General features: G+C 63.9%; 13 protein-coding genes. 3 read left to right on the plus strand and 10 right to left on the minus strand.

What is annotated here, in order from left to right:
• Positions 1-76 precede the first annotated feature (76 nt).
• The gene (locus tag P9273_RS16170; protein ID WP_278049816.1) at positions 77-505 is read left to right on the plus strand and encodes an Lrp/AsnC family transcriptional regulator; all 429 of its coding nucleotides are present in this window, start codon (positions 77-79) and stop codon (positions 503-505) included.
• A gap of 102 nt (positions 506-607) precedes the next feature.
• Here P9273_RS16170 and P9273_RS16175 read toward each other — a convergent pair whose 3' ends face one another.
• The 5 genes from P9273_RS16175 to P9273_RS16195 are packed head-to-tail and all read right to left on the minus strand — an operon-like array spanning position 608 to position 6830.
• Positions 608-2635 carry an aldo/keto reductase gene (locus P9273_RS16175; RefSeq protein WP_278049817.1) on the minus strand — a complete coding sequence of 676 codons (2028 nt, stop codon included), beginning with the start codon at positions 2633-2635 and terminating at the stop codon, positions 608-610.
• A gap of 58 nt (positions 2636-2693) precedes the next feature.
• Positions 2694-3779 (minus strand): ABC transporter ATP-binding protein, encoded by a 1086-nt coding sequence (locus tag P9273_RS16180; RefSeq protein ID WP_041000526.1) that lies wholly within the window; start codon positions 3777-3779, stop codon positions 2694-2696.
• Between the two features lie 11 nt (positions 3780-3790).
• Positions 3791-4627 (minus strand): carbohydrate ABC transporter permease, encoded by an 837-nt coding sequence (locus P9273_RS16185; protein ID WP_278049818.1) that lies wholly within the window; start codon positions 4625-4627, stop codon positions 3791-3793.
• A 14-nt stretch (positions 4628-4641) separates the two neighbouring features.
• Positions 4642-5502 carry a carbohydrate ABC transporter permease gene (locus tag P9273_RS16190; RefSeq protein WP_278049819.1) on the minus strand — a complete coding sequence of 287 codons (861 nt, stop codon included), beginning with the start codon at positions 5500-5502 and terminating at the stop codon, positions 4642-4644.
• A gap of 59 nt (positions 5503-5561) precedes the next feature.
• Positions 5562-6830, minus strand: coding sequence for an ABC transporter substrate-binding protein (locus P9273_RS16195; RefSeq protein WP_278049821.1), 1269 nt, complete (start codon positions 6828-6830; stop codon positions 5562-5564).
• A gap of 106 nt (positions 6831-6936) precedes the next feature.
• Here P9273_RS16195 and P9273_RS16200 point away from each other — a divergent pair, with 106 nt between their 5' ends.
• On the plus strand, positions 6937-7806 hold the full coding sequence (locus P9273_RS16200; RefSeq protein ID WP_278049822.1) for a helix-turn-helix domain-containing protein: 870 nt from the start codon (positions 6937-6939) through the stop codon (positions 7804-7806).
• A gap of 7 nt (positions 7807-7813) precedes the next feature.
• Here P9273_RS16200 and P9273_RS16205 read toward each other — a convergent pair whose 3' ends face one another.
• From P9273_RS16205 to P9273_RS16215, 3 genes are all read right to left on the minus strand, one after another.
• Positions 7814-9187: a sensor histidine kinase gene (locus P9273_RS16205; protein ID WP_278049823.1), complete on the minus strand. Its 1374-nt coding sequence runs from the start codon at positions 9185-9187 to the stop codon at positions 7814-7816.
• Between the two features lie 123 nt (positions 9188-9310).
• Positions 9311-9988, minus strand: coding sequence for a winged helix-turn-helix domain-containing protein (locus tag P9273_RS16210; protein WP_278049825.1), 678 nt, complete (start codon positions 9986-9988; stop codon positions 9311-9313).
• 388 nt (positions 9989-10376) lie between these two features.
• Positions 10377-11174: a COG4705 family protein gene (locus P9273_RS16215; protein WP_278049826.1), complete on the minus strand. Its 798-nt coding sequence runs from the start codon at positions 11172-11174 to the stop codon at positions 10377-10379.
• Positions 11175-11355: 181 nt separating this feature from the next.
• On the opposite strand from P9273_RS16215, the gene P9273_RS16220 reads away from it, so the two are divergent.
• Positions 11356-11988: a methyltransferase family protein gene (locus tag P9273_RS16220; RefSeq protein WP_278049827.1), complete on the plus strand. Its 633-nt coding sequence runs from the start codon at positions 11356-11358 to the stop codon at positions 11986-11988.
• 323 nt (positions 11989-12311) lie between these two features.
• Here P9273_RS16220 and P9273_RS16225 read toward each other — a convergent pair whose 3' ends face one another.
• Positions 12312-12527, minus strand: coding sequence for a hypothetical protein (locus P9273_RS16225; RefSeq protein WP_278049828.1), 216 nt, complete (start codon positions 12525-12527; stop codon positions 12312-12314).
• On the minus strand, positions 12524-13279 hold the full coding sequence (locus tag P9273_RS16230; RefSeq protein WP_041000518.1) for a COG4280 domain-containing protein: 756 nt from the start codon (positions 13277-13279) through the stop codon (positions 12524-12526). The genes P9273_RS16225 and P9273_RS16230 overlap by 4 nt, the downstream gene beginning before the upstream one ends.
• Positions 13280-13302 lie beyond the last annotated feature (23 nt).

Here is a 13302-nt window from a genome sequence, read left to right on the forward strand (position 1 = left end):
TGCCTGTCGAAAGGAAGCGTGGAATCTGGCAGTATGAACCTGAACTTCAAGCGATTTGCCGAAGGGTTTCGTCGAAATGCTCACCGAAGCCGAACAAGCCCTGCTCACCCTGCTGCGCGCCAATGCGCGGGCCTCGACCGCCGAGCTCGCGCGCCAGCTCGGCGTGTCGCGCACCACGGTGCAGAGCCGCATCGAGCGGTTGGAGCAGCGCGGCATCATCAAGGGCTATGGGGTCAGGCTGTCGCCAGATTACGAGCAGGGGCTGGTCAAGGCGCATGTGCTGCTCACCGTCACACCGAAGCTCGCCGACAAGGTGGTGCGCAGTCTCGCGGCGATGGCGCCGGTCCGCACGGTCCATTCGGTGAGCGGCAATTTCGACATGATCGTCATTGTCGACGCGCCGTCGATCCGGGATCTCGACGCGTTGCTCGACAAGATCGGCGCGATGGACGGGGTGGAGCGGACGTCGTCGTCGATTATTTTGTCGACGAGGGTGGATCGGTGAAGGGGGGCCTGAGATATCGGCGGGGCGGCGAAGCTGCTGATCTCCCCCGCAAGGGGGGAGATTGGCCGTCGCGGCGGGTTTCGTCAGCCTCCAGCGTCGGCGCTAAGCCCTCCTTCTCTCCGGTCCCTCGTCCAGCCATGCCACATCCTCCGGCGTCAGCTTGATATCCAGGGCCTTCAGGCTGTCGTCCAACTCGTCCAACGTGCGCGGGCCGATCAGCGGGACCGACGGGAAGGGCTGCGCCAGCACGTAAGCCAGCGCAACATGGATTGGGCTCTTGCCGAGCTTGCGCGCCAGCTCGATGGCGCGGTCGCGGCGGCCGAAATTCTTTTCCGAGTACCAGACCCGCACCAGTTCCTCATTGTCGGTCCGGTCGCGGCCGGCGCGGTCGGTGAAGAAGCCGCGGCCTTGGCTCGACCAGGCGAAGTTGGGCATCTGCCTCGCCGTCAGCCAGGCCTTCCAGGCGTCGGTGGACGAGGTGACGCAGCCCGCCCAAATCGGCTCGAGCATCTCGGCCAGCGAGAAATTGTTGGAGAGCGCGCCAGGCTTCTGCCTGCCGTTCTTCTCGGCATAGGCGATTGCTTCGTCCATGCGCTCCATCGTCCAGTTGGAGCCGCCGAACAGGCCGCGAATGCGGCCGGCCTTGGCCTCGGCGTCCATTGCGTCGACGAACTCGCCGACCGGCACGTCCGGATTGTCGCGGTGCATGAAATAGATGTCGACATGGTCGGTCTGCAGCCGGTCGAGCGACTGGGCCAGCTGCTTGCGGATCACATCGGGATAGCAGAGCGGCGAATGCGCGCCCTTGGCGATGATCGCCGACTGCTCGCGCACGCCTCGATTCTTCAGCCATTGGCCAAGCAGCGTCTCGGTGTAGCCGGCGGCGTAGACGAAGCCGGTGTCGAACAGATTGCCACCGGCCTCGAAATAGGCGTCGAGCAGGATCGAGCCGGAGGAGAAGGTGCGGAAATCCTCGAAGCCGAGCGCCAGCCGGGATACGGCGCGCGGCAGGCCCGGAATGTCACGCTTGCCGATGGCCTTGCCATCGCTGCGCAGCGGCCGGCCGGCAATGGTGTTGACGCGCTTAGCCGGCTTTTCGATCTCGTATTCGAGGCCGACGGCGGCCCGCCATTTGTCGAGCACGCGCAGCGTGCCCAGGCTGTCCGCCCAGCCCATGCCCGGCCAGGCGAACTCCTGCCGTCCGGCAAGGATCGCCTCGCCGGCGGCATCAACCTCGAAGGAATAGAGGTGGCGCGTCTCGTTGAGGCTGATCACCTCGCGAGCCGCCCCGGACCGGATCACCTCGATCCGGCCCGGTCCGACATCGCGGTTGCCACCGGCGAACCAGAAATCGGGCACCTCGATCCGGCCCTTGGTGCCGAAGATGCGCAGCACATTGTCTTGATCGAGCGAGATGCTGCAGGAGATTTCGGCGACGAGGCCGCCGGGGAAACGGAGCAAAGCGGAAGCCCATTCGTCGACGCCGGACCGGCCGAGATGGGCGGCGCCAACAACCTTGTCGGGCTCGAGGAAAGGCTGCCCCGCTGCGGCACCCGCGATCAGCCGCGCCATCGACACCGGATAACCGCCGACATCGAGGATGCCGCCGCCGGCAAGCTCGTTGGCGTAGAGCCTGTGCTCCGGCATGAAGCCCGGCATGGCGAAGCCGAAGCTCGACTTGATCATGCGGACCTCGCCAATGGCGCCCGACTTGATCAGCTCGACCAGCTGAAGCGTCTGCGGGTGCAGCCGGTACATGAAGGCTTCGCCCAGAAACGTGCCGGCCTTGCGCGCGGCGTGCATCATGGCGTCGGCCTCGAAGGCGGTGAGCGCCAGTGGCTTTTCGCATAGCACGTGCTTGCCGGCCTCGGCGGCCTTGATCGCCCATTCGGCGTGACCGGGATGCGGGATCGAAATGTAGACGGCGTCGACATTCTCGTCGGCGAGCAGCGCGTCATAGCCGTCGAGGATGCGCGCGCCCGGAAAAGTATCGGCAAGGCCCGGCTTGGCGGGGTTGCGGGCGCCGAGCGCCTCGAGCGTGCCGGTGCGCGATCCCGCCACGCCGCCGGCGAAGGACTTTGCGATGCTGCCGGGCCCGAGAATGCCCCAGCGGATTTTCCTGGATGTCATATCGAATTCTCCATGAGTCGCCGGCACGCCTGGCATGCCGGCAAAGAAAAATTGCGGGTCAGCGGATCCTCGCGCCCTTCTTGTCGAAGAGCAGCGCGCGTTCCGCCTTGATCGAGACCGTGAAATGATCGCCGCTGGCGCGCTGGCGCGAGGCCTCGCGCTCGACGATCAGCTCCTCGGCTCCGGCATTGGCATAGACATAGCTCACCGAGCCCAGATGCTCGGCGACATCGGCCTTGACCGGAATGTCGCAATCGCCTTCGCCGGCCTCGAAGAAATGTTCCGGCCTGACGCCGAGCACGACCTCGGCGCCGATGGCGGGAAAGGCGTCGCAGAGCGGCTTGCGCAACCGCGCGCCGCCGTGATTGACGAGCTCGACAGTCGCGGCGCTGTTGGACGTCTCGACGACCTTGGCGCTGAGGAAATTCATCTTCGGCGAGCCGATGAAGCCGGCTACGAAACGGTTGGCCGGGTCATCATAAAGGTCGAGCGGCGCGCCGATCTGCTCGACATTGCCGGCCTTGAGCACCACGATGCGGTCGGCCAGCGTCATCGCCTCGGTCTGGTCGTGCGTCACATAGATCATTGTGACGCCGAGCTCCTTGTGCAGGCGCGAGATCTCGACCCGCATCTGTACCCTGAGCTCCGCGTCGAGGTTCGAGAGCGGCTCGTCGAAAAGGAACACCTGCGGCTCGCGCACGATGGCGCGGCCGATGGCGACGCGCTGGCGCTGGCCGCCGGACAATTGCTTCGGGCGCCGCTGCATCAATTCGTCGATGCGCAGGATTTCCGCCGCGCGCTTCACCCGGCGATCGGTGTCGGCCTTCGGATTGCCGTTCATCCTGAGGCCGAAGGAGAGGTTCTGCTCCACCGTCATGTGCGGATAGAGCGCGTAGGACTGGAACACCATGGCGATGCCGCGGTCGGCAGGCTCGACGTCGTTCATCACCTTGCCGCCGATGGCGATCTTACCGCCGCTGATGTCCTCCAGCCCGGCGATCATCCTGAGCAGCGTGGACTTGCCGCAGCCGGAGGGGCCGACGAAGACGACGAACTCGCCGTCGGCGATGTCGATGTTGGCGCCGTGAACGACTTCGAAGACGCCGAAACGCTTGACGACATTGGTGAGAGTGACGGCCGCCATCGCGCTCCTTCCTACTTGACCGCGCCGGCGGCGATGCCGGCGATGAAATGGCGCTGCAAGAGCACGAAGACGATGAGCATGGGCACGGTCAGCATGACCGCGCCTGCCATGATGCCGCCCCAGGAGACCTTGGTGAGGCCGACCAGCGTGCCGAGCGCCACCGGCGCCGTCATCGCGCCCGGCTGGCTGTTGATCAGCAGCGGCCAGAGATAGTTGTTCCACGAGGCGAGGAAGAGGATGATCGCAAGCGCCGCCAGCATCGGGCGGGCCAGCGGCAGCGCCACGAACAGGAAGATGCGCCATTCCTTGACGCCCTCGACGCGGGCGGCGTCGAACAATTCGGCCGGCATCATCGAGAAGGCCTGGCGCATGAAGAGCACGCCGAGCGAATTGAAGAGCGGCGGCACGATCAGGGCGAGCCAGGTGTTGGCCAAGCCGAAATCGCGCGCCACCATGATGAATTGCGGGATGAGCACCACGGCATAGGGAAGCGTGATGGTGCCGAAGATGATGGCGACCACCGCCCCCTTGCCGTGGAAGTCGTAGCGCGCCAGCGCCCAGCCGGCCATCGAGGTGAGCAGCACCGAAAGCACCGTGTAGGTCACCGCCACCGAGACCGAGATGCCGATGGCGCCGATGAAATTGGTGCCGCGCTGCAGATTGGCGACATTGTCGAGGAAACTGTCGTGCGGCAGAAGCTCGATGCCGGGGCTGAAGATGCCGTTGTCGGGCATGGTGGAGAACACCACCATCATCCACAGCGGAAACAGCCAGACCAGCGCCAGCGGCGTCAGGAATAGATGCAGCAGGATGCTGCGCCCGAGCCTTGCTTGCGAACGAGAGGTCATTCTCGGCGCCCCCGTCATTTGGGCTCTCTCGTCAGCCAGAGCTGCACCAAAGTGATGGCGATGGCGAGGCCCGCCATCGTGTAGGCGACGGCCGAGGCATAGCCGAAATTGAGCGACCGGAAGCCCTGGCGATAGAGCAGGAGGCCGAGTGTCTCGGTGCCGCCGCCCGGGCCGCCGCGCTCGGTGATCAGGAACGGCTCGGTGAAGAGCTGCATGGTGCCGATGATCGACAGCACGGCGCAAAAGACGATGACGGGCTTGAGCAACGGAAGCGTGATGTAGAAGAACTGCTTCAGCTTGCTGACGCGGTCGAGCGTCGCCGCTTCATAGACGTCCTCCGGGATCGACTGCAGGCCGGCCAGGATGATGATGGCGTTGTAGCCGGCCCAGCGCCAGGTGACTGCGATCATGATCAGCGCCATGGCCGGCGTGACGTTGGAGAACCAGTCGATCTTCTCCAGGCCGACGCTCTCAAGGAGCTTGTTGATGATGCCGAAATCGAGGCTGAACATCAGCCGGAAGACGGCCGAATACGCAACTTCGCCGACCACGACGGGGGCGAAGAAGGCGAAGCGGTAGAGGCCGCGGGCTTTGAGCAGCGGCGAATTCAAAAGCACCGCCATGACGATCGCCAGCGAGATCATCACCGGCACCTGGATGACCAGGATCAGCAGCGTGTTCTTCAGTGCATTGTAGAAGGCAGGGTCGCCGATCAGGCGGCCCCAGTTAAAGGCCGGCGCGAAGCGCCACGGCACGGTACGCGTCGCCTGGAAGGAAATCAGGAAGGACGAGATGATCGGCCAGATCCAGAAGATGGCGAAGATCAGCAGGTAAGGCGTGAGGAAGCGGTACGCGGTGGCGTTCTGCGTGCGCAATGACTTCCTCCTTTCTTTGTCTTTTCCTTCTCCCTTGTGGGAGAAGGAAAAGCGGCGCTCTACTTCACCGGCAGGCCGGTCGCGGCGGCGATCTGCTTGGCGGCGTCGTCGAGCGCGGCCTTGGCGTCGGGATAGCCGTTGGCCAGGTATTTGGTCTGCACGGCGCGCAGGATGATCTCGGCGTCGCTCTGGAACTGCGTGCCGCGGCTCGGCACCACCTTGGGGAGCGTCGCTAGGATATCCTTCCAGACGGCCTGGCCGCCCCAATAGGGCTGCGGCTGCGAGACGTAAGGATCGTCGAGCGCCGAGATCAGCGACGGCACCAGGCCGAAATCCTTCAGCATGGTGATCTGGCCCTCATTGGTCTCCAGCGTGTATTTCAAATAGGCGTAAGCCGCTTCCTTGTTCTTCGAGGCCGAGGTGATGGCCAGGGAGGAGCCGCCGAGATTGGCCGCGCGCGGGCCGTCGGCGGTCAGGCTGGGCATCAGGTAGACGCCCCATTTGCCGCTCTCCTTGGGCGATTCGGTGCGGATCGTGCCTTCATACCAGCCGCCATAGACCTGGCTGGCGACAGTGCCGGCGGTGTTGTTGGTGATCTTGGTCGACCAGTCGGCCGACGACACGATGCCGGCGTCCTTCATCTCCTTGACCTTGGCCATGGCGTCGACGCATTTCGGCTCGGCCACGGTGATCGACTGGCCGTCCTCGGCGAAATAGCCGCAGCCCTGCTCGTTGGAGATCATGCGGAAGAATTCGGTGTCGCCGTTGAAATCGGCATTGGTCATCGACACGCCGGGATTGGCGGCCTGGATCTTCTTGCCGGCGGCGATGAAATCGTCCCAGGTCTTGATCGAGGCCGGGTCGACGCCGGCCTTCTCGTAGAAGTCGCGGCGATAGAAGACGGCGACCGGGCCGGAATCCCAGGGCATAGCATAGGCCTTGTCGCCGACTTCGAGCTCGGTGCGCTTGAAATCGGGGAATTTCTTCTGGTCTTCCGCCGTGTAGCCCAGCGTGTGCAGGTCGACGAAACAGTCGGGAAACTGGCTCCAGTAGTTCTCGGCCTCGCCGTTCTCGATCGAGACGATGTCGGGCAGGCCGACGCCGCCGGCGGCGCAGCCGGCGATCGATTTGTCATAGGTCGGCTGGTTGCCGAGGTCCTGAACCGTGACCTTGATGTCGGGGTATTTCTTGTTGAAGCCCTCGACCGTCGCCTTCAGCGACGAGGCGGCGATGTTCCAGCTCCAGATGGTGATTTCGCCGGACTGCGCCAGGGCCGGGCCGGAACCCAGGGCAAGCATAAGCGCGACGCAGGTCAGTATAGTGCGCATTGAAATCCTCCCATTCCATTTGCTCTCTCACCGTGAGCGTGGCTAGACTATGCGGCGCAGAAGGCTTGTCCCCGTCGAAGGGAATAAGAAGTTGGCGGAAAGTAAGATGCCGGAGCGTCCGTTCTACCAGCCTGGCGCGAGCAGCGTCGAAGGACTGCCGCTCATGCTGCAGATGTTCCACAACCACCCGCTGGTGATGCTGAAGCCGCATTGGCACGCCCAGGTGGAGGTGAACTTCATCGTGCAGGGTTCGGTGCATTACCGCATGGCCGAGCACGAAATCGCGCTGTCGGCCGGCGAGATGTGCCTGTTCTGGGGCGGCCTGCCGCACCAGATGGACGATCTTTCCGACGACGCGATCTATGCCGGCGCGCATCTGCCTCTGGTGCATTTCTTCCGCCTGCACCTACCGGCGGACATACGCCACAGGCTGATGACCGGCGCGACGCTGGTGACCAACGCCACCGACCAGTCGGACAACGACAATTTCAAGCGCTGGAACGAGTATGCGCGCTCGGGCGATCCGGCCAAGGCCGAGCATGCCGTCAACGAGTTGCTGCTTCGGCTCGAGCGGGTGCGCTTCGAGCCTTACCGGCTGGTGCCGGAAAGGGTGGCCGGGCAAGGCGCCGGCAATGCCTTCGACCAGCAGTCCTCGCGCAATGTCGGGCGCATGTGCGATTTCATCGCCGAGAATTTCCTCTACGACATCGACTGCGTGACCATCGCCGCGGCCGCCGACATTCATCCCAAATATGCGATGAGCCTGTTCAAGAAATCGACCGGCATGACGCTCAACGAATATGTCAATCTGCTGCGCCTGAGCTACGCGCAGGCGCTGTTGATGCATGAGGACGCCAATGTGCTGAGGGTCGCCATGGAATCGGGCTTCGGCTCCCTCAGCGCCTTCAACAAATCGTTCCGCAAGCTCGCCGGCATGTCGCCCTCCGATTTCCGCCGGGCGGCCGCCGCGCGGTAGCGGATCATCAGGCGGACGCGACGGCCGGAAAGCTGACGGTGATGCCGAGACCCGGATTGCGGTCCTCAAGCGCTATCGCGGCGCCGTGCAGGTCGGCGACCGCCTTGACAAGGCTCAAGCCCAGGCCGCTGCCCGGCGTGGTGCGGCTGGCATCCAGCCGGTAGAGCCGGCGGAACACTTTTTCGCGCTCCTCGGCGGGGATGCCCGGGCCATTGTCATTGACATGAACGAGGACATGGCCGCCTCCGCCGGTCACCGACAGCTCGATCGCCGTGCCCGGCGGGCAATGCCTGAGCGCGTTCTCGACCAGATTGGCCAGCATCTGCATGAGCAGGTCGCGGTCGCCGTGGACGTACCATTTCGTGTCCGGAACGATCATCGTGGACAAGGACTTGCCGTCGTCCTCGGCGACATCGGCATAGACTTCGCCGATGGTCTCGACGACCGGCCCGACATCGAGATCGACGAAGCGCGCCTTGCGGGCGCCGGCCTCGATCTGGGCGATGCGAAGAAGCGCATCGAAGGTGCTGTTGATCTGCTGGCTTTCGGCGCGGGCGTCGGTCAGCTCGGTCGAGACGTCCTCGCCCGACACCGTCTTGTCGGCCGCGGATTCCAGGATCATCTGCAGCCGGTTGAGCGGCGTCTTGAGATCATGGGCGATGTTGGCGCTCACTTCCCGCATACCGTCGACCAGGGCCGACAGGCGCTCGAGCGCCGCATTCACCTGGGCCGAGACGGCGTCGATGTCGTCGCCATTGCCGATCAGCGGAATGCGCGCATCGAGCCGTCCATGCGAGACGTCGACCATAGTGCTGGCGATGCCGTCGAGGCGCCGCTGGACGCGCGAAGCAAGCACGGCGCCGCCGCCGACCGCCAGGCCGGTGATGAAGAGCGTCGCCCAGCCGAAGCTCATCAACACGATCCTTTCGAGATCCTCGGTTTCCGAAAGCGAGAAGGCGACTGTCAAATTGTTGCCGCCGACCGTGCCGGAATAGGCGCGATACTCGGTACCAGGCGACACACCCGGCAAGTCGGCGGCGAACATCGAAAAGCCCTCCGGCAGGTCGGATGCGGTGAAATCACCCGCGAGGCGGTTGCCGTTCTTGTCGGTGAGGGAAAAGATCTGATCCTTGTCCTGACTGAACTGGGCATGGTCCCTCACGGCGGTGGTGAGATCCTCTTCGTCGCTCTCGGCATAAGTCGCTGCGATGAGCGAATAGGTCTCCTTGATTGATTGATCGAGCTGCCTGGCGAGCGAGGCGCTCATCAGTTGATAGACGATCGCGCCCGACAGGATGAAGGCCAGCAGGAACAGGAAGGCGAAGGTCAGCGCCAGCCTGAATGGCGTGCTGCGCAGCAGGTTGGAGCGCGTCTCGCTCATCCCAAACCTATGGCCGGCGACGCGCCGATCCCAGAGCCGCACATGCGTTCAACCCTCCTGCGGCAATTCCAGGAAAAGCGCATAGCGGTTTTCCGTCCGCAAATCCATCAATGCCGAACCGCTTCAGGCCGGAACATGCAGGCTGTAGCCGGTGTTGCGCACGGTGTGGATCAGCGGCACGTCGAAGGGCCTATCGACCTTGGCTCTCAGCCGGCTGATATGCGTCTCGACGACACTGGTCTTGGGATCGAAATGAAAATCCCAGACGCGCTCCAGAAGCATGGTGCGGGTGATGACGCGGCCCTCGCCGCGCATCAGCACTTCGAGCAGGCTGAACTCGCGCGGCTGCAGATCGATCAGCTGGCCCTGCCGGGTCACGCGGCGCTGAATCAGGTCCATCTCGAGATCTGCGACGCGCAAAGCCGTCTTCTGCTCCTGCGCCGCCGGCCGGCGGCCGAGCGCGCTTATGCGCGCAAGCAGCTCGGAAAAGGCGAAGGGCTTGACCAGATAGTCGTCGCCGCCGGCTTCCAGGCCCTCGACGCGGTCGTCGACACCGCCGATCGAGGTCAGAAAGATGGCCGGCGTGCGGATGCCGGCCGCGCGCACCGCCTTGATCATCGACAGGCCGTCGAGGCCCGGAACCATGCGGTCGGCGACGATCACGTCATAGGCGTTGCGGGTCGCGGCGAAGAGGCCGTCATGGCCGTCGCGCAGCAAATCGCAGACATGGCCGGCCTCGGTCAGTCCCCTGACGATATAGTCGGCGGTTCTTGGATCGTCTTCAACAAGCAGAAGTCGCATCGCCCCGTGCTGTCCTTGCCGCCTCAACCTCACCGGCATGGTAGCGCCGGCTATGGCTTTTTCTTGGGCGGCCTCTGTGTCCTCGTTTGACGCGGTCCTGGAGGGAAATCCGGCGCCACCCGTTGCTGGAATTGCTCTAACCATCTGTTTTTACGCGTTGCCGGAGAGAAGACCGCTACACATTTTTGCGAGAAGCGTTTTAGCGACAAGCACGGTTCGGACCGAAACTCGAAGCCGCCCCAACCTCGTCATCCAGGGTCTCCGCGACGGAGCTTCGCTCCTGCTCCGCCATAGAATGACGATCACGATGGGCGTTTCGGCCAATCTCCAAGGCATGTCACCTGTCAACGCAAACAGAGCCGATCGGTCAAATCCCTGCGCAGTGCCTCTAGTCGAGCAGGGCCAGTTCGTCCTCGTCGATCAGCCTCCTCAGCGTCATATAGAGGACGATGACGACGATGCAGCCGAGGAAGGTCAGGCTGGTGAAGGTGGTGCCGAAGCCCATGCCGCCATATTCCACCGGCTGCGAGAGCAGGTCGCCGAAGGAGGCGCCGAATGGCCGGGTCAGGATATAGGCGAGCCAGAAGGCCAGGATGGCGTTCAGCCTGAGGAAGAACCAGGCAAGCGCGATCACGGCGACCACGCCGCCAAAGATGAGGCCAGTGGTGAGATAACCCAGGTCGAAACGCTCGACCACCAGGTCGCCGGCAGCGGTGCCGAGCGAGAAGGTGAAGAGGATCGCCAGCCAGTAGAAGATCTCGCGCCTGGTGGTGACGATGGTGTGGATCGACAGGGTCTTTTCGGCGGCGTACCAGGCGATGAAAGTCAGCGCCAGCACGACCGAGAAGACGATCGTCGCCGTCTCCAGCCGCACGCCGAAATTGTCGACGAGGTTGTCGGTGACCAGGGTGCCGACGATGCTGATCAGGACCACGGCGAGCCAGTAGGCCCAGGGCACGTAGCGCTTCTGCGCAAACTGCAGGACGAGCGCGACAATCAGAGTGCCTGTCATGATGAGCGACGTGCCGGTAAGGCCAAGGCCGAGATTGACGGCGAGATAATCGGCCGCCGTCTCGCCCATGGTCACCGCCATGATCTTGATCAGCCAGAAATCGACGGTGACGTCCGGAACCCGGTTAAATTCGAAATCGTGTTCGATGATTGTTGCGGTCATGGCGATGTTCATTTCCGGTCTCCGCTCGAAAATGGCGGCGATCGTCAGGCTAGACAGGCGAAATCACCGCAGCCTGTCCGCGCTCTTACAAATTCGTAAGGTCGGCCAAAAACATCGGGCGAGCCTCGCCATCACGCGGCGGAGAAGCTAGAGAAGCCTTGGTGTCCCGTCGGCGCCGGAGCGGTGAGAAAGAATGGCCTACACGTCCCTCAAATCGGCGCCGAACGCGTTCGACCAGCACAAGCGCCTGATCGTCGTGCAGGTGGCCGCCGTGCTCGCCCTGATCCTGCTGCTGTTCGGCAAGCCGGCGCTGGCCGAAGGGTCGGACGGGCACGAGATCGTCGAAACGATCGGCTTCGCGATGGTGCTGACCTGCTTCCTTGGCCGGCTGTGGAGCATCCTCTTCGTCGGCGGCAGGAAGAATGACGAGCTGGTCATGTCCGGTCCGTTCTCGATAACCCGGAATCCGCTCTATTTCTTCTCGACCGTCGGCGCGGCCGGCATCGGGCTGATGTTCGGCTCGGCGCTGGCGGCTGGAATGCTCGGCCTGGCGAGCTTCCTCGTCTTCCGCTTTACCGCGCGCAAGGAGGCCGAATATCTTGCCGGCAAGTTCGGCGCCGCTTACGCGGCCTATGCCGAGCGCACGCCGTCCTTCTGGCCGAACCCGATGCTTTACCGCGACGAGGCGCAGTGGCTGTTTTCGACCAGCGCGCTGTGGAACACGTTTCGCGACGGGCTCTATTTCCTGGCCTTGTTTCCGATCATCGAGGCGGTCGAGCATTTGCGCCTCAGCGGGGACCTGCCGACGCTTTTCACGGTTTATTAGGTTTCCGGCGCGGATTTGACCGGCGGCTATGTTTGCCGGCAAGCGGCATACGTTGGAGATTGGCCGAAACGCTTGTGAGGTCGTCATTCTATAGCGGAGCAAGGAGCGGAGCGACGCGCGCAGATCATAGAATCCATGCCGTTACTTCGAAGCGTCACAACGGTGCAGAATTCTGCTCCGCTGCATTCCACGGCTTAGGTCACGGCATGGATTCCAGGGTCTCCGCGACGCCGCTTCGCGGCTGCTCCGCCCTGGAATGACGAAGCTGAGGGCCTCCGTCAGTCTCCAGCGTTTGCGCTGATTTCCCGGAAAATGAAGGCCGATCAACGCGCCTTGTCGCGCGCGGCGCGGCGGGTGCTCTCCAGAAGAATTGCCAGGCAGCCGGCGAGAAGCAGGAAACCGCCGATGAGCGGCTGCAGCGCCAGCAATTTCACCGCGGCGGTGATCAGCGCGATCAGGATCAGCGCCAGCAACGCCAGGCTGCCGTCGTCGACGAACATGCCGACGAGCTCCTTGAAGACAAGACGGATCACGGTCATCGGGCAACTCCTTCGGCGGGTGCCGGGTAAGCGCCGCGCAGCCAGCGCACGATGGCGAAGGATGCAACGGCAATGACGGCGAAGATGGCGAGCAAAGCGAGGTCTTCGCCCGGCCATTCGGCGCCGAGGCCCTCACCGGTCCAGAACACGCCGAAGCTGGTCAGCATCAGCCCGACGATGAATTTCAGGGCATTCTCCGGCACGCGCGCCAGGGGCCGGTGCACGGCAAGGCCGACCAGCGTCACCAGCACGAAGGCCGCCAGCGCGCCGAGGCCGGCATAAAGCGTCTGGCCATGCGCGGCGCCGACGGCAATGACGATGAACACCACTTCGACGCCCTCGAGCAGCACCGCCTTGAACGACGCGACGGCCGCCAGATAGTCGGCGCGGCGGTCGGCGGCCTGCCGCTGCAAGGCAGCCGTCTCCTTGGAAAAGGCCTGCTCCTCGTCATGCAGCGCGATGACGCCGACGCTGCGCAGGATCGCCTTTCTCAGCCAGCGCATGCCGAACAGGATCAAAAGCACGCCGACCACGAATTGCAGGACGGTGATGGGGACGAGCGCCAAAAGCGGCCCGAAGACCAGCACCAGCGCCGCCAGCAGGGCGAGTGCCAGCGCCGCGCCGGTCAGCGCCGGGCGCCAGCTGCGCGTCACGCCGACGGCGAGCACGATGGTGAAGGCTTCGACCACTTCGACGAAGGACGCCAGGAAAGAGGCCGTCACGGTGGAAAGTATGGGCGTCAGGCCATGCATCAATGCATCCTACAGTTCGGGAA

This window comes from Mesorhizobium sp. WSM4935, assembly GCF_029625735.1.
GTDB lineage: Bacteria > Pseudomonadota > Alphaproteobacteria > Rhizobiales > Rhizobiaceae > Mesorhizobium.

What these genes read in the sequence shown, in the direction of transcription:
- P9273_RS16205 (WP_278049823.1), bottom strand. Translation starts at nt 9,187, where the DNA reads ATGAGCGAGACGCGCTCCAACCTGCTGCGCAGCACGCCATTCAGGCTG.
- P9273_RS16210 (WP_278049825.1), bottom strand. Translation starts at nt 9,988, where the DNA reads ATGCGACTTCTGCTTGTTGAAGACGATCCAAGAACCGCCGACTATATC.
- P9273_RS16195 (WP_278049821.1), bottom strand. Translation starts at nt 6,830, where the DNA reads ATGCGCACTATACTGACCTGCGTCGCGCTTATGCTTGCCCTGGGTTCC.
- P9273_RS16220 (WP_278049827.1), top strand. Translation starts at nt 11,356, where the DNA reads ATGGCCTACACGTCCCTCAAATCGGCGCCGAACGCGTTCGACCAGCAC.
- P9273_RS16225 (WP_278049828.1), bottom strand. Translation starts at nt 12,527, where the DNA reads ATGACCGTGATCCGTCTTGTCTTCAAGGAGCTCGTCGGCATGTTCGTC.
- P9273_RS16200 (WP_278049822.1), top strand. Translation starts at nt 6,937, where the DNA reads ATGCCGGAGCGTCCGTTCTACCAGCCTGGCGCGAGCAGCGTCGAAGGA.
- P9273_RS16170 (WP_278049816.1), top strand. Translation starts at nt 77, where the DNA reads ATGCTCACCGAAGCCGAACAAGCCCTGCTCACCCTGCTGCGCGCCAAT.
- P9273_RS16175 (WP_278049817.1), bottom strand. Translation starts at nt 2,635, where the DNA reads ATGACATCCAGGAAAATCCGCTGGGGCATTCTCGGGCCCGGCAGCATC.
- P9273_RS16185 (WP_278049818.1), bottom strand. Translation starts at nt 4,627, where the DNA reads ATGACCTCTCGTTCGCAAGCAAGGCTCGGGCGCAGCATCCTGCTGCAT.
- P9273_RS16230 (WP_041000518.1), bottom strand. Translation starts at nt 13,279, where the DNA reads ATGCATGGCCTGACGCCCATACTTTCCACCGTGACGGCCTCTTTCCTG.
- P9273_RS16180 (WP_041000526.1), bottom strand. Translation starts at nt 3,779, where the DNA reads ATGGCGGCCGTCACTCTCACCAATGTCGTCAAGCGTTTCGGCGTCTTC.
- P9273_RS16215 (WP_278049826.1), bottom strand. Translation starts at nt 11,174, where the DNA reads ATGAACATCGCCATGACCGCAACAATCATCGAACACGATTTCGAATTT.